This window comes from Streptomyces sp. NPDC045998, assembly GCF_056430285.1.
This window is the reverse complement of the sequence record NZ_JBWKLJ010000004.1, coordinates 438,138-456,718: the sequence shown is the minus strand read 5'-3', so window position 1 is coordinate 456,718 and position 18,581 is coordinate 438,138. Positions and strand designations below refer to the sequence as shown.

The window sequence follows — 18,581 nt, the reverse complement described above, 5'->3', positions numbered from 1 at the left end:
CCCCCCCCCCGGGCCCGGCGCCCCGGAGGGCGCCGGCCCGGCGATGAGCGGGTGTCACGCGGTCACGGGGTGACGGAGACACCGTTCAGACGCGGCGCCAGCTGCAGTTCGCGGATGTCGTCCTGCTGCAGCACCCACATCAGCCAGCGCTCGATGCCGAGGCCGAAGCCGGAGGTGTGCTGCGGGCGCGCCTCCTTCATGCGGACGTACCAGTCGTAGTCCGCCTCCGGCACCTCGTGGTGGGCCAGCGCCTTGCGGGTCTGCTCGCCGTCCACGTGGCGCTCGCCGCAGCCGACCGTCTCGCCGATGCCGAAGAGCAGGTCGCCGTTGAGGGCGGTGCGGCCCTCGTCGTCCCCGTACGCCTGGTAGAAGGGCACCGACAGGTGGTCGTAGTGGGTGACCCACAGGATGGGGCTGATCTCGTCCATCAGGCGGCGCTCGCCGTGGCGCGAGAGGGTGCGCCAGCCGCCGTGGTGCTCGACGGCGTCCGGGTCGTCGCCGAGGTGCGCGACGGCCTCCTCGAAGGTGATGCGCGGGAAGGACTCCATGCCCGCCATGCGCTCCAGGTGCTCGGTGGTCCCGGCGAGGGCGCGGACGTCGTCGGCGTAACGGTCGAGGACGGCCTGGGCCAGCCGGCGCATGTAGGCGTTGACGGCGTCGATGCACTCGTCGAGGCCGCCGGGCAGCTCCGCCTCGCTGTGGAAGAACTGGTTGAGGTGGGTCTCGTCGCAGTCCTCGCCGCGGAAGCTCGGCATCAGGTACCAGCTGCCCTGCGGGCTGAGGCGGCAGCCGTACTCCAGCATGAACTGCATGGAGTCGGCGAGGAAGGTGCGCTGGCCGAAGAGGTCGATCTCGACCGGCAGGGAGTCGCTGCCGAGGCCCATGGGGCTGGAGATGCTGTTGGTGGTGATGGGCAGGTGCACGGACTTCACGCCGCGCTCGCTCCAGAAGAGCGCGGTCTCGGTGGTCACGAGGTCCTGAAGGTCCACCAGCGTGCGGTACAGCGGCTGGTCGACGATCTCCAGGAAGCGGTCCGCCGAAGGACGCCAACCACCGTGCGTGTACGTGGGCGTGGCCAATGTATTCCCCTAAGTCCCCTAGGAATGGGCGCTCCGATACTCCGCGCAGTGCGCGGCAGGGCCGAACGCGCCGGAAACTGGTGCGGTTTCGTGTGTTCCATCCTGCGTGACCGAGGCGTGCGCGTCATCGTTTTCCGCTGGCGCGAGGCTGCCTGGCATTCTCCTGCCCGGAGGCGTGAATTCCGGGGCTCCGGTATTCGGTCCGGAAACGCCGAAAGGGCTGTTGCCGACCGGGAATCCCCGGGCGGCAACAGCCCTTCGGTCTATGAGTTTTCTGGGGCGGAATGCGCTACGGAATTCCTTCCGCGGAGCCGTTCCGTGGACCCGTTCCGTGGACCCGTTCCGTGGATCCGTTCTGCGGTGTCCGGCTAACGGTGGTCTTCCACCGAGCCCTTCCGCGGAGCCCCTTCCATGGACCCCTTCCACGGACGGCCTTCTACGGCACGGGCACCGTGTGCATCCAGCCGAACCGGTCGTCCCGGTCCCCGTACTGGATCGCGGCGAGTTCGTCACGCAGCCGCGTGGTGACCTCGCCGGGCCGGCCGTCGGCGATGACGCTGCGGCCGGAGGCGGTCGTCACGGCCCCGATGGGCACCACGGAAGCGGCCGTGCCGCAGGCGAACGCCTCGGTCACGCGGCCGTCGCCCGCGGTCAGCTCCTCCAGGGACACCGGGCGCTGGGCGGTCGGGATGCCCAGCGTGGAGGCCAGTTCGATCAGGCTGCCCCGGGTGTTCCCGGCCAGGATGGTCCCGGACAGGCGCGGAGTGACCAGGACCGGGCCGCCGGTCCTGTCGCGGGTGACGCAGAAGAAGTTCATCGCCCCCAGCTCCTCGACCCAGCGGTGCTCCCGCGCGTCCAGCCACAGCACCTCGTGGCAGCCCCGTGCCAGGGCCTCCGCCTTGGCGGCGAGGCTGCCCGCGTAGTTGCCCGCGCACTTGGCGGCGCCCGTGCCGCCGGGCGCGGCGCGGATGTGGTCCGGCGCGCACCACACGTCGATGGCCTGGTAGCCGTCGGCGAAGAAGTAGTCCACCGGCGAGGCGATGACCGCGAACAGGTACTCCCGCGCCGGCCGCACACCCAGGCTCGGCTCCACGGCGATCATGAACGGGCGCAGGTAGAGGCTCTGCCCCGGTCCCCGCGGCACCTCGCCGGCGTCCGCGCGGACCAGCACCTCGCAGGCCTCGGTGAAGCGCTCGACCGGCAGGTGCGGCATGGCCAGGCGTTCGGCGCTGCGGTTGAACCGCTCGGCGTTGACGCCCGGCCGGAACAGCGCGAGCGAACCGTCCCGGCGCGGATACGCCTTGAGTCCCTCGAACACGGCCTGGCCGTAGTGCAGCGCCATGGCGGCGGGCGACAGCGCGAGGTCCGCGTGCGGCGCCGACTCCAGTGGCGACCAGCCGCTCTCCGGCGTCCACCGGGAGAGCACCATGTGGCGGGTGAAGCGGGCCCCGAACCCGAGCCGGGCGGACGCCGGCGCCTCGGTCAGCGCGGTCACGGCGCCACCGCGTCCACGGGGGCCATCTCGTACGAGGGCAGCAGCGCGGCCTCCAGCTCGGCGGCACGCTCCCGGAACTGCTCCTCGCTGTCCGCGCCCAGCACCAGCAGCAGGCACCACACCGAGGGGTGCAGCTCACCGATCTCGAAGCCGGCGGGGCGGGAGCGGATGGTGTCGAGGACGTACGGGAAGCGGGCGATCTCCTCGTCCGACGGCTCCTTGACGATGAGTCCGGGCTCGGCGGGCGCGAGGTTGATCCAGCCGACGTACGGGTACGGCGGGGTGCGCAGCGACAGCGGCTCCGCCCCGGCGCCCATGATGGCCTCCACCCACAGCTCCCGCAGGTCGGCGCCGAGCGGCCCGAAGCTCTCGGGGATGGCGCCGCCGGCGAACCGGGTGGCGATCTCGGAGAACCACAGCCGGCCGTCGGCGCGGCGGAAGATCTCCAGGTGGGTGATGTCGTCGGTGATGTCGAACGCGGCGTTGATCCGCTCGTGCAACTCCTCGACCTCGGCGTACAGCTCCGGCTCGTGCGCGCGCGGCAGCAGGATCGAGCCGTTGTCCCGGCCCGGGGTGGTCACGGTCATGCGCGGCCGCAGGTAGCGGCTGACACCGAGGATCTGGGCCTTGCCGTTCTCCCACACGGCGTCGACGTGGTACTCGTCGCCGTCGATGGGCTCCTCGGCGATCAGGAACTGGGCCACCGTCTCCTGCCCGGCGGCGCGCAGGATCCCGGCGAGCTCCTCGGCTTCCGTGACCAGCGAGGTGGCGACCGAGCCGAGGCCGGCGGCCGGCTTGACGACCACCGGGAAGCCCAGCGTGTCGGCGACCCGGCGCACCGAGCCCTCCACGTCCGCGGTGGAGAGCGAGACGTGCCGGGCGCAGGCGATCCCCGCCTGCCGGGCACGGTCCTTCATCGCGCGCTTGTCGCGCATGAGGACGGACTTCTCGATCGCCGGCTGCGCCAGGCCCAGCAGGGTCGCCAGGTACGCGGCGCTGAACTGGCTGAACTCGGAGAGGCTCAGCACCCGGTCGATCTTCACCCCGGTCGACCGGATGTCGACCGCGAGCTGGGCCATCTCGTCCAGGGCGTCGAAGCTCCGGATCACGTAGTGGCGGTCGACCCGGGCGATCAGCTCCGGGTCGATGGCCCGGTTGGCGGCCTCCCACTCGTCGTAGACGAGAGTCACCCGGGCGCCCCGGTCCAGCAATGCCCGCAGCGTCACCCGGTCCCACCGGCACACCAAGAGGTTCAATTCCCTCATCCCCTGCTTCTCTTCCTGTTTCCGCGTGCGGCCCGCTCCGACATCAGTCCCAGTTGAGGCTTTCCGAGGTGGCCGGGGCGGCGAGCACGGACGTGGTCGCGGTCCCGTCCTGCGCGGAAACGGCGGTGTTCCCACCGGAGATTCCGATTCCCCCGACGAGCAGCGCGGCGGTGAGAGCCGAAATACCGGCGGCAGCGCGAACGAAGAGCTTCATGGTGTTTCCCCCTGTTGATGTGAAGCGGTGACAGGATTCTGCGCCGCTCCTCACCCCCGGGCCAAGCAATCGGCCTGGCAGCTTGCGGTCTGGCAGGCAGGTGCCCAAGCGGCCTCGGCGGCGGCCGGGTCGGGGAGGTGTGCCGCAGCCTGGCCGCGCTGCCCGACCGGCAGGCGCCGCGGCGCCCGGAGCGCTGTACCGGCTCGTCGCCTTGCAGCGCCGAGGTGCCGGACACGTACGACGAGTTCGTCTCCGGCACCGCTCACACCGTCGTTCACGAATGCGCCTCGGCGTCTTCGCGCGCTTCGGCGCGTGCTGTAGCGCGTGCTTCCTCGCGTGCTACTTCGCGCGTGTCTTCGCGTGCGTCCGCGTTGTAGCGCAGCAGGTACGCTGCGAAGCGGTCGAGGTCCTCGGTGGACCAGTCGGCGAGGCGTGCCTCGTAGGCGGCGCGGCGGCTCGCGTGCGTGGAGGAGAGCAGGCGGAGCCCCGCGGCGGTGGGGTGCAGCACCTGGACGCGGTGGTCGGTGCGGTCCGGGCGGCGCTCGACCAGGCCGAGCTTCTCGAGGACGGCGATCTGGCGGCTCACGGTCGACTTGTCGAGCATGTAGTGGGCGGCGAGGTCGGTGGCGCGGCAGCCCTGGCGGGAGTCGATGTGCGCGAGCAGCGTGTACGAGACGAGGGGCAGCTCCGGGTGGAGCCGGGCCGCCGCGGCTCGCGCGCGACGGGCGAACGCGGTGAGCTCGCGCTGGATGATGTCGACGGCCTCGTCGCGCGCCCCGGGCATCGGTCCGCCTCCCTGGTACGGGGTTGCAGGTGCGGTCGGTCGGTGGTCTCGGGAGACGGGTACCGCGTGGCCGCCGGGTTATCCACAGAGGGAGACGCTTGTGCGAGAGCGCCGGTACGGTCGGGGGGCAGTTGTCGGCCGGCCAACGGGTGCGGGGGCGTGGATGTACGAGGGCGAGACGGTGGTGGTGTCCACCGGAGGCGGTGCCGGAGCGGGTGCCGGTGCCGGTGCAGGTGCCAGTGGGAATCCCAGGGCGGGCTCGGGCTCGGGCTCGGGTGACGGCGCCGACGACGCGGGCTCGCGTGGCGGGCGGATACCGGTGGTTCCGGGGTTCGCGCAGCGGACCGCCGGGGCGGGCGGCGCGACCGGCGGCACGGCGGCCGAGACCCCGAAGGCGCGCGGCAAGGCGCTGCGCGCCCGGGTGCCGAGGGCCGCGCAGGGCGAGCTGGTCCTCGGCGAGGGGCGGCCGGACGCGGTGCGCGCGGTGGAGGAGTCGAGCCGGGACCGGGTTCCGGCGCTGGCGCCGATACGGGTCGGCCGGATGGCCGCGACACCCTTCGCGTTCCTGCGCGGCGCGGCCGGGCTGATGGCGTACGACCTGGCGGGGTCGCCGGTCACCGGCATCGGCGCGCAGATCTGCGGGGACGCGCACGCGGCCAACTTCGGGCTGTACGGTGACGCGCGCGGCCGGCTCGTGATCGACCTGAACGACTTCGACGAGACCGCGGTCGGTCCCTGGGAGTGGGACGTCAAGCGGCTGGCGACGTCGCTGGTGCTCGCCGGGCGGGTGGCGGGCGCGGACGAGGACGTGTGCCGGGCGGCGGCGTTCGACACGGTGGGCGCCTACCGGCGGACCATGCGGCTGCTCGCCCGGCTGCCGGTGCTGGACGCGTGGAACGCCATCGCCGACGAGGAGCTCGTCTCGCACACGGACGCGCGGGACCTGCTGGGCACGCTGGAGCGGGTCGAGGAGAAGGCCCGGGCCAACACCAGCGCCCGGTTCGCCGCCAAGTCGACGGAGGTGTGCGCGGACGGCGGACGCCGCTTCGTGGACGCCCCGCCCGTGCTGAGGCGGGTCCCGGACGCGGAGGCGGCGGCGGTCGCCGCGTCGCTGGGGGAGTACCTGGGGACGCTGCCGGAGGACCGGCTGCCGCTGCTCGCGCGGTACGCCATCCACGACGTGGCGTTCCGGGTGGTCGGCACCGGGAGCGTGGGGACCCGCTCGTACGTGGTGCTGCTGCTCGACCACCGGGGCGAGCCGCTGGTGCTGCAGGTGAAGGAGGCACGGCCCTCGGCGCTGCTGCCCTACCTGCCCCGGGTGGGATTCGGCGCGCCGGGCGTGGAGCACGAGGGGCGGCGCGTGGTCCTCGGGCAGAAGCGGATGCAGGTGGTCAGCGACAACCTGCTGGGGTGGACGACCGTCGAGGGCAGGCCCTACCAGGTGCGCCAGTTCCGCAACCGCAAGGGCAGCGTGGACCCGGCGGCGCTGTCGGCCGACCAGCTCGACGACTACGGACGGATGACCGGCGCGCTGCTGGCCCGGGCCCACGCGCACAGCGCCGATCCCCGGCTGATCGCCGGGTACTGCGGCAAGAACGACGAGCTGGACGAGGCGGTCGCCCGGTTCGCCGTGGCGTACGCCGACCGCACGGAGGCGGACCACGCGGAGCTGGTCGCCGCGGTCCGGAGCGGGCGGATAGCCGCGGAGCTGGGGGTGTGACCGGCGAGGGGCTTCCGCCCGTACGCTGGTCGGGTGACGACCCCGAGCGACGACGTGACCGGCGAGCCGAGCACCGACCAGACCGACCAGGCCGCCTGGACCAGCCCGGCTGATCAGGCCGACCAGGCCGACCAGGCCGAGCGGCCCGAGGCGCGGCTGGAGCGGGCGGTGCGCGCGGCCGAGCAGGCGCTGATCGAGTTCGAGATCGCGGTGGAGACCTTCCGGGTCGAGGTGGAGAACTTCTCCCGCCTCCACCACCAGAAGCTCGGCCCGATGTACGCGCGCCTGGACGAGCTGGACGCCCTCATCGCCGAGGCCCGGGCGGCCCGCACCGGTGACCCGGAGGACCTGCGCAAGGCGCGGGAAGCCCGGGCGATGGTGCTGCCGATGCCCGGTGTCGAGGAGCTCTTCCACCACTGGGTCGACTCCGACGGCCTGTCCCCCGAGGCCGCCGCGATGCTCACGGACCGGCCCGTGCAGCCCCCGAAGCGGGTGCGCGTGCGCGACGAGGTCCGCAAGCTCTACCGCGAGCTCGCGCGCAAGGCCCACCCGGACCTGGCCCGCGACGAGGAGGAGCGGCAGCGGCGCGAGGAGTTCATCACGCGCGTCAACGCCGCCTACGGCCGTGGCGACGAGGCGCTGCTGCGGGAGCTGTCCGAGGAGTGGGCGCGCGGCCCGGTCCCGGCGGCGGCCGAACTGAGCGAGAGCGAGGAGCTCTACGCCCGGCTGGACTGGCTGGCGCGCCGCAAGGAGCTGCTGACGATCGTGGCCCAGGACCTGGAGGAGAGCGCGATCGGCGCGATGCTCCGGATGGCGCCCGATGACCCGGACCGGCTGCTGGAGGAGATCGCCGAGCAGCTGCTCGCTCAGGTCGCCGAGCGGGAGACGGAGCTTGCCGCGCTCACGCGCCAGGTGCAGTAGGTTCGAGGCGTACGTGACAGGTGGTGTACGTGAGCCGTGACGTGCGTTCGATGCGACGAGAGAAGGCGTGACCCATGAACTTCGCCCAGCTGCCCGCGGTGGACGCCGCGTCCGTCCCGGCCGACGGGCTGGTACTGGACGTCCGCGAGGCCGACGAGTGGGCGGCCGGACACGTCGAGGGCGCGCTGCACGTGCCGATGAGCGACTTCGTGGCCCGCTTCGGCGAGGTGACGGAAGCGGTGGCCGACGGGCGGCGCGCCTATGTGATGTGCCGGGTCGGCGGCCGCTCCGCCCAGGTCACGCAGTACCTGGTCCAGCAGGGCATCGACGCCGTGAACGTCGACGGCGGCATGCTCGCCTGGGAGGGCGCCGGCCGCCCGATGGTCACGGACAACGGCACCGAGCCCTTCGTCCTGTAGCAGCCGTACGGAACGGACGGGACTGACAGGACGGGACGGGCCGTGGGCTCGGCCCGTCCCGTACGTCGCGTCGGCGCGTCAGCGGTCGAAGTCCAGCTCGATCTCCGGCGTGGCGGGATGCGACTGGCAGGCCAGCACATAACCCGCCTCGGTCTCCTCGGGCTCCAGCGCGTAGTTGCGGTCCATCCGCACCTCGCCCCTGACCAGGAACGCCCGGCAGGTCCCGCAGACGCCGCCCTTGCACGCGTACGGCGCGTCCGCGCGGGCGCGCAGCACCGTGTCGAGGAGCGACTCCGCCTCCTGCACCGGCCAGGTGCCGGACCGGCCGTCCAGGGTCGCGGTCAGGGTGGCGTGCGCGGGTATCGCGGCCGCCCGCACGGCGGCGGACGCCGTCCCGTCGTCCACGTGGAAGATCTCCTGGTGGACGCGGCCGCGCTCCACACCGAGCCCGCGCAGCGCGCGCTCGGCCGCCTGCACCAGCCCGAAGGGCCCGCACAGATACCAGCCGTCCACCTCGCCGACCGGCAGCAGCCGGGGCAGCAGCTCGGTCAGCCGCTCGCGGTCGAGCCGCCCGGACGGCAGCCCCGCCTGCTGCTCCTCCCGCGACAACACGGTGACCAGCTGGAACCGGCCGGGAAACCGGTCCTTCAGGTCGGCGACCTCGTCCACGAACATCGTCGAGGCGGCGGTGCGGTCGCTGCGTATCAGGCAGAACCGCGCCTCCGGCTCCCGCTCCAGGACCGTCGCCTCCATCGACAGCACCGGTGTGATGCCGCTGCCGCCGACGATCGCCGCGAAGCGCCCGGGGCGCGGTGCCAGCAGGAACCGGCCCATCGGTTCCATGACGTCGACCGTGTCCCCGGCGGCGAGCTCCTTGAGCGCGTACGTCGAGAACTCACCGCCGTCCACCAGCCGGATGGCCACCTTCAGCACGGGGTCCACGCCGGGGGGCGCGGCGGGGGAGCAGATCGAGTACGTCCGGCGGATCTCCTCTCCCCGGGTCGTGGTGTGGCGCAGGGTGACGTGCTGGCCGGGGGTGTGGCGGAAGGCCTCGCGCAGCTCGGACGGCACGTCGAAGGTGACCGCCACCGAGTCGTCCGTGAGTCGCTCGACCTCGCTCACCCGGAGCGGGTGGAACATCTACAACTCCTTGAAGTGGTCGAACGGTTCGCGGCAGGCGGTGCAGCGGCGCAGTGCCTTGCAGGCGGTGGAGGAGAACCGGCTCAGCAGCTCCGTGTCGGTCGATCCGCAGTGCGGGCAGCGGATCGCGAGCGACACCGGAACCGGCCCGCCCCCGCCTCCGCCCTGGTGGCGGGGCGGCGCTATGCCGAAATCGGCGAGCTTGCGGCGCCCCTCCGCGCTGATGTCGTCGGTCGACCAGGCGGGGGAGAGCACCGTCACCACGGAGACCTCCGGCACGCCGTGGTCGTGCAGCACCCGCTCGATGTCCGAGGACATCGCCTCGATGGCCGGGCAGCCGGTGTACGTCGGGGTCAGCTCGACCTCCACCCGGCCGGGGGCGAGGACGCGCACCCCCCGCAGCACGCCGAGCTCCTCCAGCGTCAGTACGGGCAGCTCGGGGTCGGGTACCGAGCCGGCCAGCCGGCTCAGCTCCTCCTCCAGCGCCGTCGGGTCCGCCGCCGTCGGGTCCGCCGCCGTCGGGTCCGCTGCCGTCCGGCCCGCTTCCGTTCGGTCCGCCGTGCCGGTCACCATGACGCCCCCGGGTGGCTGCGGTGCAGATGCTGCATCTCGGCGAGCATCCGGCCGAACGGCTCGGTGTGCAGGCCCTGCCGTCCGGCGCCCGCTCGCCACGCGCCGCCGCGCGGACCGTCCGGCACGGTGAGCGTGGCCCGCTCCAGGACCGCCGTCACCGACGCCAGCCAGTCGGACTCCAGCTCCGGCCAGTCGACGTCGAGGCCCTCCACCGGCTGGAACAGCTCACCCGTGAAGCGCCACAGCGCCTGGCAGGCCCGCCGCATCCGCTCATGGCTTTCGGGGGTGCCGTCGCCGAGCCGCAGTGTCCACTGTTCGGCGTGGTCCTGGTGGTAGGCGACCTCCTTGACCGCCTTCGCCGCGAGCCCGGAGAGGTCGCCCGCGTCCGCCGCCGCGGCCAGCCGGCCGTACAGCAGCCGCTGGTAGGTGGAGAAGTACAGCTGGCGGGCGATGGTGTGGGCGAAGTCGCCGTTGGGCTGCTCCACCAGCTGGACGTTGCGGAAGGCCCGCTCCTCGCGCAGATACGCGAGCTCGTCCTCGTCTCCGACGAAGGAGAGCAGCACCCGCGCCTGGCCGAGGAGGTCCAGCGCGATGTTGGCGAGGGCCACCTCCTCCTCCAGGACGGGGGCGTGGCCCGCCCACTCCCCGAGCCGGTGCGACAGCACCAGCGCGTCGTCGCCGAGGGCGAGCGCCGCGGCGGTGCTCACGGTGGCGGTCACAGGTTCTTCACCCCCTCCGGCACCTCGTAGAAGGTCGGGTGCCGGTACGGCTTGTCGGCGGACGGCTCGAAGAACGGGTCCTTCTCGTCCGGCGAGGAGGCGGTGATCGCCGAGGAGGGCACGACCCAGATGGACACGCCTTCGTTCCTGCGCGTGTACAGGTCGCGGGCGTTGCGCAGCGCGAGCTCCGCGTCCGGCGCGTGCAGGCTTCCCGCGTGAGTGTGGGACAGCCCGCGGCGCGAGCGCACGAACACCTCCCACAGCGGCCAGTCGCTGGTCGTCATGCCGTCGCCTCTCCGTGCTTCGCGGCGTACGCCGCCGCCGCTTCCCTGACCCAGGCGCCCTCTTCGTGCGCCCGCCGCCGCTGGGTGATCCGCTGTTCGTTGCAGGGCCCGTTGCCCTTGAGCACGTCCCAGAACTCCGCCCAGTCGATCGGGCCGAAGTCGTAGTGCCCGCGCTCCTCGTTCCACCGCAGGTCGGGGTCCGGGAGCGTGAGCCCGAGGGCCTCGGCCTGCGGCACGCAGATGTCGACGAAGCGCTGGCGGAGCTCGTCGTTGGAGTGCCGCTTGATCTTCCAGGCCATGGACTGCGCCGAGTGCGCCGACTCGTCGTCCGGCGGGCCGAACATCATCAGCGAGGGCCACCACCAGCGGTTCACCGCGTCCTGGGCCATCGCGTGCTGCTCGGGCGTGCCGCGCGAGAGCGCGAGCAGCGACTCGTACCCCTGGCGCTGGTGGAAGGACTCCTCCTTGCAGATCCGGACCATCGCGCGGGCGTACGGGCCGTAGGAGCAGCGGCACAGCGGCACCTGGTTGGTGATCGCGGCGCCGTCCACGAGCCAGCCGATGGCGCCGACGTCGGCCCAGGTCAGCGTGGGGTAGTTGAAGATCGACGAGTACTTCTGGCGGCCCGAGTGCAGCTTGTCGAGCAGCTCGTCGCGGCTGACGCCGAGCGTCTCCGCGGCGCTGTAGAGGTACAGGCCGTGACCGGCCTCGTCCTGCACCTTGGCCATGAGGATCGCCTTGCGCCGCAGCGAGGGCGCGCGCGTGATCCAGTTCGCCTCGGGCTGCATGCCGATGATCTCGGAGTGGGCGTGCTGCGCGATCTGCCGGATGAGTGAGGCGCGGTACGCCTCCGGCATCCAGTCGCGCGGCTCGATCCGCTCGTCGGCGGCCACGGCGGCGTCGAAGGCCGCCTCGTACGCCTCCTGCGCGCCCTGCGTGTCCGTGGTCACTGCCGTCATCGGACTCCCTACCGACCGATCGTTCGGTTGAATGACTTCAATGGTGAGTCGGCGGCCCGTAAGGTGTCAACCCTGTGGATAACTGCGGTGGATCGATGCGGATGGATGCGGATCGGGGCGGGATGGACTCGTACGACAAGGAGCGCGGGCACACCGAGCCCGCCGCGCACCCGGTGACCAGCACCGCGGCTGCCCCCCGACCCGCCGACCCCGTCTCCGCCGACGCGGAACCCGCCGCCGGTTCCGCCCCCGACGCCGACTCCGGTTCCGCCCTCGACAGCGGCTCCGGCGCCGACTCCGACGCCGGATCCGCCTCCGGCGCCGGGCGCCGCGCTGACGCGGGCATAGCCGGGCTCTCGCTGCCGTACCAAGTCGTCGCCTCCGTCGCCGTCGCGGTCGTCGCCGTCTTCGCCTGCTACCACGTGGCCATGGTGTTCCTGCACGTCGCGCCGTCGAACACGCTCACGAAGCAGCACGGCGAGGCGGTCGACCAGTGGGTCTTCCCCGAGTTCGAGCAGAACTGGAAGCTCTTCGCGCCCAACCCGCTCCAACAGAACATCGCCGTCCACGCCCGCGCCGAGGTCATACGCCCCGACGGCAGCCGCCGGACCACCGAGTGGATCGACCTCAGCGCCGACGACGGCGAGGCCATCCGGGGCAACCTCGCCCCGAGCCACGTGGACCAGAACCAGCTGCGCCGCGGCTGGGACTTCTACGCCAACTCGCACACCGCCGACAACCGCGCCAACGGCATGCGCGGCCGGCTCTCCGAGCGCTACATCCGGCGCATCACGATGCTCCGCCTGGAGGCGCACGACCTCGGCGGCCGCGTCGACCGCATACAAGTGCGGAGCTCCACCCGGGCCGTCGGAGCCCCGCCCTGGAGCGAGGAGAAGACCGACACCCGCGCCTACTACCGCACGCTCCCCTGGTGGACGGTGACCGCCGCCGACCTGCCCGCCGGCGTCGACAACGGCCGGACGGACCGGACGGAGGCGCACCGGTGAACCAGACCCCCGCCACGCCCCCGGCCTCCGCTCCCGCCCCCGCCCCGGCCCCGGCCCACGCTCCCCAGACGCTCGACCGCCGGCTCGCCCGCGCCTTCCAGCGCGTCACCGCCACGGCCCTCGGCCCGTACCAGACCGCGATCATCCGCATCGGCTTCGCGGCCACCTGGTTCTTCTTCCTGCTGCGGGAGTTCCCCCACCGCCATGAGCTGTACGGACCCGAGGGTCCCTGGGCCTGGGACATGGGCCAGGAGCTGATCGCGCAGAACCACTCCTTCACCGTCCTGATGTGGTCGGACAGCACGGTCTGGTTCGAGATCGTGTACGCGGTCGCCATGCTCTCCAGCGTGCTGCTGCTGATCGGCTGGCGCACCCGCACGGTGTCGGTGCTCTTCATGGCCGGGGTCCTGTCGCTGCAGAACCGCTCCATCTTCATGGGCGACGGCGGTGACAACGTCGTCCACCTCATGGCCATCTACCTCGTCCTCACCCGCTGCGGACAGGTCTGGTCCCTCGACGCCCGCCGTGCGCGCCGCGCCGCCCGAGAAGCCGCGGGTACGGGCTTCCGCCGCGACCCCGTCGGCCCCGCGCTCTGGACGGTGCTCGCCATCCCGCTGGTCGCCGCGACCGTCCTCAGTGACCGCACCGGCGAGACCTGGCTCCTGGTGCTGCTGTGGCTCCTGTGGGCGGCGCAGGGCCTGTGGTGGCTGGTGTGCCGGTACGCGCCCGGCGAGCCGCGCGTGCTGCTCGACGCCTTCGCCAACCTCGCCCACAACGCCACGCTCGCCGTGATCATGGCCGAGGTGTGCCTGATCTACGCCACCGCCGGCTGGTACAAGATCCAGGGCTCGCGCTGGCAGGACGGCACCGCGCTGTACTACCCGCTCCAGCTGGACTACTTCACGCCCTGGCCGTTCCTCTCCGACGTCCTCGCCGGCAGCGGTGTGACCGTGATGCTGGTGACGTACGGCACGGTGATCGTGCAGGTCGCCTTCCCCTTCACGCTCTTCAACCGGCGCGTCAAGAACGTCCTGCTGGTCGCGATGATGCTGGAGCACGCGGGGATCGCGCTGCTGCTCGGGCTGCCGTTCTTCTCGCTCGCGATGATCACCGCTGACGCCGTCTTCCTGCCGACCGCCTTCCTGGTCTGGCTGGGCGCCCGGGTCAGCCGGGGCCGGGAGCGGCTGCGGCCCCGCTCGAAGCGCCCGCCGGCCGAGCAGCGGCCCGCCGACGCGCCGCCCGCCCCCCGTACCCTCGTGGGGTGAGCAGCGAGACCAGCGAGACCAGCGAGACCAGCGGGGCCTCCCTCCAGCCCGTGCAGTACGACGAGGGCTACGGCCCCGAGATCGGCGTCGGCCCGCACCCCCTGCCGTGGCCGCAGGGCGAGCGGTACGACCCCGAGCTGCTCGCCCACGGTGACCGGCGCAACGTCGTCGACCGCTACCGGTACTGGACGCGCGAGGCGATCGTGGCCGACCTGGACACCCGGCGCCACGACTTCCACGTCGCCGTGGAGAACTGGGGCCACGACTTCAACATCGGCTCCGTCGTACGCACCGCCAACGCCTTCCTGGCGAAGGAGGTGCACATCGTGGGCCGCAGGCGCTGGAACCGGCGCGGTGCGATGGTCACCGACCGGTACCAGCACGTGCGCCACCACACGGACACCGAGTCGCTGACCTCCTGGGCCGCCGCCGAGGGGCTGCCGGTCATCGGGATCGACAACCTCCCCGGGGCCGTCCCCCTGGAGCGGACCGAGCTGCCGCGCCGCTGCGTGCTGCTGTTCGGGCAGGAGGGCCCGGGCCTCACGGAGGAGGCCCGCACGCACGCGGCGATGGTCTGCTCCATCGCGCAGTTCGGCTCGACCCGGTCGATCAACGCGGGAGCCGCCGCGGCGATCGCCATGCACGCCTGGGTGCAGCGGTACGCGGAGATCGACGAGCCGTAAGACCACGGTTCACGCCTGGCGGCGCACCTCCACCACGCGGAAGCGGTTCGCCACGAAGGCGCCGTCGCACAGCGCGGCGTTCGCCGCCGGGTTGCCGCCGGAGCCGTGGAAGTCGGAGAACGCCGCCGTCTGGTTGACGTACACCCCGCCCGTCAGGTTCAGCGACAGCTGGGCCGACTCCTCCAGGCAGACCTCCTCGACGGCGCGCTCGACGTCCGCCGAGGTCGTGTACGCGCCGACCGTCATGGCGCCCTTCTCGCGCACCGTGCGCCGCAGCAGCTCCAGCGCGTCGGCGGTCGAGTCGACCGAGACGGCGAAGGCGACCGGGCCGAAGCACTCCGACATGTACGCCGCTTCCGCGTCCGGTTTGGAGCCGTCGAGCTTGACCACGACGGGCGTACGGACGACGGCGCCGGGGAACTCCGGGTTGGTGACCTCGCGGGAGGCCAGGGCCACCTCGCCGAGTCCGGCGGCCGCCTCCAGGCGGGCCTTCACGTCCGGGTTGACGATGGCGCCCAGCAGCGCGTTGGCCCGGGCGTCGTCGCCGAGCAGCCCGTCGACCGCGGCCGCGAGGTCGGCCACGACCTCGTCGTACGTCTTCGGCCCGGCGTCCGTCGTGATGCCGTCGCGCGGGATGAGCAGGTTCTGCGGGGTGGTGCACATCTGGCCGCTGTACAGGGAGAGGGAGAACGCCAGGTTCGACAGCATCCCCTTGTAGTCGTCGGTGGAGTCGACGACGACGGTGTTGACGCCCGCCTTCTCCGTGTAGACCTGGGCCTGACGGGCGTTGGCCTCCAGCCAGTCGCCGAAGGAGGTCGACCCCGTGTAGTCGATGATCCGGATCTCCGGGCGGACGGCCAGCTCCTTGGCGATGCCCTCGCCCGGCCGCTCGGCGGCCAGCGCCACCAGGTTGGGGTCGAAGCCCGCCTCCGCCAGCACCTCGCGGGCGATCCGGACCGTCAGCGCCAGCGGCAGCACGGCGCGCGGGTGCGGCTTGACCAGGACGGGGTTGCCGGTGGCCAGGGAGGCGAACAGGCCGGGGTAGCCGTTCCACGTGGGGAAGGTGTTGCAGCCGATCAGCAGCGCGATGCCGCGCCCGACGGGCGTGAACGTCTTGCGCAGCTCCAGCGGGTCCCGCTTGCCCTGCGGCTTGGACCACTCCGCGTCCAGCGGCGTGCGGGTCTGCTCGGCGTACGCGTACGCCACCGCCTCCAGGCCGCGGTCCTGCGCGTGCGGCCCGCCGGCCTGGAACGCCATCATGAACGCCTGCCCGCTGGTGTGCATCACCGCGTGCGCGAACTCGTGCGTACGGGCGCTGATCCGGGCCAGGATCTCCAGGCACACCAGGGCGCGGGTCTCGGCGCCGGCGTCCCGCCAGGCGGCCATGCCCGCGCGCATCGCCGGCAGCAGGACCTCGATGTCGGCGTGCGGGTACTCCACGCCCAGCTCCGGCCCGTACGGCGAGACCTCGCCGCCCGTCCAGCCGTCCGTGCCCGGCTGGTCCAGCTCGAAGCGGGTGCCGAGCACCGCCTGGTGCGCCGCGAGGCCGTCGGCGGCGCTGAGTGAGCCGCCCTCCCCGTACGCCTTCGGGTGCTCCGGGTGCGGCGACCAGTAGGCGCGGGTGCGGATCGCTTCCAGGGCCTGATCCAGCGTGGGCCGGTGCCTCTCGGACAGGTGGTCGGGGGTGAGCTGAGCGGCGGCCATGACGGACCAACTCCTCGTCGAGCTGGGCAGGGACAGGCGGACAGAGCTAGAGTAACCGAACGATCGGTCGGGACAAGGGGGCCTCCCGAACCTGTGGACAACTCATCGGGGAGGATCACTGTCATGACCGACAACCAGGCAGAGAGCCAGGCCGCCGAGCCCACCGGCACCGCGGCCGTCGAAGCCGCCGAGGCCGCGAGCGTGACGGCCGTCGAAGCCGCCGAGGGCACCGCGGCCGTCGACCGGGCCCGCACCGTCGCCGTCGTCGGCACCGGCACCATGGGCCAGGGCATCGCCCAGGTCGCCCTGGTCGCCGGCCACCCCGTCCGCCTCCACGACACCGTGCCCGGCCGCGCCGGAGAGGCCGCCGCGGCCATCGTCGGCCGCCTCGACCGGCTCGTCGAGAAGGGCCGGATATCGACGGAGGACCGCACCGCCGCCGTCGCCCGCCTGCGGGTCGCCGACGGCCTCGACGACCTCGCCGACGCCGCGCTCGTCGTCGAGGCGATCGTCGAGCGGCTCGCGGTCAAGCAGGAGCTCTTCACCGCACTGGAGAAGATCGTCTCCGACGACTGCCTCCTCGCCACCAACACCTCGTCGCTCTCCGTCACCGCCATCGCCGGGGCGCTGCGCCTGCCCGGCCGCTTCGTCGGCATGCACTTCTTCAACCCCGCGCCCCTGCTTCCGCTGGTCGAGATCGTCAGCGGCTTCGCCACCGACGAAACCGCCGCCACGCGCGCGTACGCCACCGCCAAGGCATGGGGCAAGACGCCGGTGCGCTGCGCCGACACCCCCGGCTTCATCGTCAACCGCATCGCCCGCCCCTTCTACGCGGAGGCGCTGCGCCTGTACGAGGAGCGGGCCGCGGACCCGGCCACCATCGACGCCGTCCTGCGCGAGTGCGGCGGCTTCAAGATGGGCCCCTTCGAGCTCACCGACCTGATCGGCCAGGACGTCAACGAAGCGGTGACCCGCTCCGTCTGGGAGGCCTTCTACCAGGACCCGAAGTTCACCCCGTCCCTCGCCCAGCGGCGCCTGGTCGAGTCGGGACGCCTCGGCCGCAAGACGGGCCGGGGCTGGTACGCGTACGACGAGGGCGCCGAGCGCCCCCGGCCGCGCACCGAGGCACCGGCGCCCGCGCCCGCGAAGGTCACCGTGTACGGCGGTCTCGGCCACGCCGAGCCGCTCGTCGGCATGATGGAGGACGCGGGCATCAAGGTTCGGCGCCACAAGCGGGGCAAGCACATCAGCCTTCCGGGCGGCGGGCACCTGACGCTCGCCGACGGTGAGGCGGTCTTCGAGTACGAAGGCGAGGAGATCGTCTATTTCGACCTCGCGCACGACTACAGGGCCGCCACCCGCATCGCCCTGGCCACCGCCCCGACGACCTCGTCCGAGACCCTCCAGGAGGCCGTCGGCCTCTTCCAGGCGCTCGGCAAGGACGTCACGGTGGTGGGCGACGTACCCGGCATGATCGTCGCCCGTACGGTCGCGATGCTGGTCGACCTCGCCGTCGACGCGGTCGAGCGCGGTGTCGCCTCCCCCGAGGACATCGACACCGCCATGCGCCTAGGTGTCAACTACCCCGCGGGGCCCATGGAGTGGGGCGCACTGGTCGGCTACGAGTACGTGGCCGACGTACTGCGCGCCCTGCACGAGCGTTATCCGACCGGCCGCTACGCCCCCTGCCTCGGCGTCGCCCGCAAGGACCACGAGGAGAGGCCGCGATGAAGGACCAGGACAGCCGATGACCACCGCCAGGCGTGACACGTACACCCCCGAGACGCTGCTGTCCGTCGCCGTCCGGGTCTTCAACGAGCGCGGCTACGACGGCACCTCCATGGAGCACCTCTCCAAGGCGGCCGGGATCTCCAAGTCCTCGATCTACCACCACGTCACGGGCAAGGAGGAGCTGCTGCGGCGCGCGGTCAGCCGGGCCCTGGACGGCCTCTTCGCGGTCCTGGACGAGCCGGGGGCCGCGCGCGGGCGGGCCGTCGAGCGCGTCGAGTACGTGACCCGGCGCACCGTCGAGGTGCTGATGGACGAGCTGCCGTACGTGACGCTGCTGCTGCGCGTCCGCGGCAACACCAAGACCGAGCGGTGGGCGCTGGAGCGGCGCCGCGAGTTCGACCACCGGGTCGCCGACCTGCTGAAGGCCGCCGCGGCCGACGGCGACCTCCGCGCCGACGTGGACATACGGCTCGCCACCCGGCTGCTCTTCGGCATGATCAACTCGCTGGTGGAGTGGTACCGGCCGCAGCCGGGCGGTGCCGCCGAGCGCCAGCAGCTCGCCGACACCGTCGCCCGCCTCGCCTTCGACGGGCTGCGTACGGCCCCGGGCGCTTCGTAG

Annotated in this window: 19 protein-coding genes; 8 read left to right on the top strand and 11 right to left on the bottom strand. The window is 72.6% G+C overall.

The annotated features are described in order from the left end of the window. Positions 1-62: 62 nt before the first annotated feature. From AC07FJ_RS15185 to AC07FJ_RS15165, 5 genes are all read right to left on the bottom strand, one after another. Positions 63-1,079: an amino acid--tRNA ligase-related protein gene (locus AC07FJ_RS15185; protein ID WP_479049141.1), complete on the bottom strand. Its 1,017-nt coding sequence runs from the start codon at positions 1,077-1,079 to the stop codon at positions 63-65. 436 nt (positions 1,080-1,515) lie between these two features. Then, on the bottom strand, positions 1,516-2,574 hold the full coding sequence (locus AC07FJ_RS15180; RefSeq protein WP_479049139.1) for a branched-chain amino acid aminotransferase: 1,059 nt from the start codon (positions 2,572-2,574) through the stop codon (positions 1,516-1,518). After that, positions 2,571-3,839, bottom strand: a complete 1,269-nt coding sequence (locus tag AC07FJ_RS15175; protein WP_479049137.1) for an ATP-grasp domain-containing protein — start codon at positions 3,837-3,839, stop codon at positions 2,571-2,573. Before AC07FJ_RS15175 ends, AC07FJ_RS15180 begins: the two co-directional genes overlap by 4 nt. A gap of 43 nt (positions 3,840-3,882) precedes the next feature. Next, the gene (locus AC07FJ_RS15170; RefSeq protein ID WP_479049135.1) at positions 3,883-4,053 is read right to left on the bottom strand and encodes a hypothetical protein; all 171 of its coding nucleotides are present in this window, start codon (positions 4,051-4,053) and stop codon (positions 3,883-3,885) included. 274 nt (positions 4,054-4,327) lie between these two features. After that, entirely contained in the window at positions 4,328-4,837 is a 510-nt protein-coding gene (locus AC07FJ_RS15165; RefSeq protein WP_479049134.1) for a MarR family winged helix-turn-helix transcriptional regulator, read from the bottom strand. Positions 4,838-5,000: 163 nt separating this feature from the next. Between AC07FJ_RS15165 and AC07FJ_RS15160 the strand changes: the two genes are divergently transcribed. The 3 genes from AC07FJ_RS15160 (at position 5,001) to AC07FJ_RS15150 (ending at position 7,897) form a co-directional block, all read left to right on the top strand. Beyond that, positions 5,001-6,557: a DUF2252 domain-containing protein gene (locus AC07FJ_RS15160; RefSeq protein ID WP_479049133.1), complete on the top strand. Its 1,557-nt coding sequence runs from the start codon at positions 5,001-5,003 to the stop codon at positions 6,555-6,557. A gap of 156 nt (positions 6,558-6,713) precedes the next feature. Further along, the gene (locus AC07FJ_RS15155; protein ID WP_468287453.1) at positions 6,714-7,478 is read left to right on the top strand and encodes a hypothetical protein; all 765 of its coding nucleotides are present in this window, start codon (positions 6,714-6,716) and stop codon (positions 7,476-7,478) included. A gap of 74 nt (positions 7,479-7,552) precedes the next feature. Continuing rightward, the gene (locus AC07FJ_RS15150; protein ID WP_479049131.1) at positions 7,553-7,897 is read left to right on the top strand and encodes a rhodanese-like domain-containing protein; all 345 of its coding nucleotides are present in this window, start codon (positions 7,553-7,555) and stop codon (positions 7,895-7,897) included. A 78-nt stretch (positions 7,898-7,975) separates the two neighbouring features. Here AC07FJ_RS15150 and AC07FJ_RS15145 read toward each other — a convergent pair whose 3' ends face one another. The 5 genes from AC07FJ_RS15145 to paaA are packed head-to-tail and all read right to left on the bottom strand — an operon-like array spanning position 7,976 to position 11,572. Continuing rightward, positions 7,976-9,037 (bottom strand): 2Fe-2S iron-sulfur cluster-binding protein, encoded by a 1,062-nt coding sequence (locus AC07FJ_RS15145; RefSeq protein WP_479049129.1) that lies wholly within the window; start codon positions 9,035-9,037, stop codon positions 7,976-7,978. Further along, complete coding sequence (paaD, locus tag AC07FJ_RS15140; RefSeq protein WP_479049127.1) at positions 9,038-9,610, bottom strand: 1,2-phenylacetyl-CoA epoxidase subunit PaaD; 573 nt, start codon at positions 9,608-9,610, stop codon at positions 9,038-9,040. It lies immediately after the preceding gene. Beyond that, positions 9,604-10,329 carry a 1,2-phenylacetyl-CoA epoxidase subunit PaaC gene (gene paaC / locus AC07FJ_RS15135; RefSeq protein ID WP_479049126.1) on the bottom strand — a complete coding sequence of 242 codons (726 nt, stop codon included), beginning with the start codon at positions 10,327-10,329 and terminating at the stop codon, positions 9,604-9,606. Before paaC ends, paaD begins: the two co-directional genes overlap by 7 nt. Then, positions 10,326-10,613 carry a 1,2-phenylacetyl-CoA epoxidase subunit PaaB gene (gene paaB, locus AC07FJ_RS15130; protein ID WP_479049124.1) on the bottom strand — a complete coding sequence of 96 codons (288 nt, stop codon included), beginning with the start codon at positions 10,611-10,613 and terminating at the stop codon, positions 10,326-10,328. Before paaB ends, paaC begins: the two co-directional genes overlap by 4 nt. Next, entirely contained in the window at positions 10,610-11,572 is a 963-nt protein-coding gene (paaA, locus tag AC07FJ_RS15125; protein WP_479049122.1) for a 1,2-phenylacetyl-CoA epoxidase subunit PaaA, read from the bottom strand. Before paaA ends, paaB begins: the two co-directional genes overlap by 4 nt. 101 nt (positions 11,573-11,673) lie before the next feature. On the opposite strand from paaA, the gene AC07FJ_RS15120 reads away from it, so the two are divergent. Genes AC07FJ_RS15120 through AC07FJ_RS15110 form a run of 3 tightly spaced genes read left to right on the top strand, consistent with a single transcriptional unit; the run spans position 11,674 to position 14,527 of the window. Continuing rightward, complete coding sequence (locus AC07FJ_RS15120; RefSeq protein ID WP_479049121.1) at positions 11,674-12,579, top strand: DUF5819 family protein; 906 nt, start codon at positions 11,674-11,676, stop codon at positions 12,577-12,579. Continuing rightward, positions 12,576-13,844 carry an HTTM domain-containing protein gene (locus AC07FJ_RS15115; protein WP_479049120.1) on the top strand — a complete coding sequence of 423 codons (1,269 nt, stop codon included), beginning with the start codon at positions 12,576-12,578 and terminating at the stop codon, positions 13,842-13,844. Before AC07FJ_RS15120 ends, AC07FJ_RS15115 begins: the two co-directional genes overlap by 4 nt. Beyond that, entirely contained in the window at positions 13,841-14,527 is a 687-nt protein-coding gene (locus AC07FJ_RS15110; protein ID WP_479049118.1) for a TrmH family RNA methyltransferase, read from the top strand. The genes AC07FJ_RS15115 and AC07FJ_RS15110 overlap by 4 nt, the downstream gene beginning before the upstream one ends. A 9-nt stretch (positions 14,528-14,536) precedes the next feature. On the opposite strand, the gene paaN is transcribed toward AC07FJ_RS15110, so the two are convergent. Then, positions 14,537-16,231, bottom strand: coding sequence for a phenylacetic acid degradation protein PaaN (gene paaN / locus AC07FJ_RS15105; RefSeq protein ID WP_479049116.1), 1,695 nt, complete (start codon positions 16,229-16,231; stop codon positions 14,537-14,539). 123 nt (positions 16,232-16,354) lie between these two features. Between paaN and AC07FJ_RS15100 the strand changes: the two genes are divergently transcribed. Next, complete coding sequence (locus AC07FJ_RS15100; RefSeq protein ID WP_479049114.1) at positions 16,355-17,962, top strand: 3-hydroxyacyl-CoA dehydrogenase; 1,608 nt, start codon at positions 16,355-16,357, stop codon at positions 17,960-17,962. A 16-nt stretch (positions 17,963-17,978) separates the two neighbouring features. After that, positions 17,979-18,581 carry a TetR/AcrR family transcriptional regulator gene (locus AC07FJ_RS15095; protein ID WP_479049113.1) on the top strand — a complete coding sequence of 201 codons (603 nt, stop codon included), beginning with the start codon at positions 17,979-17,981 and terminating at the stop codon, positions 18,579-18,581.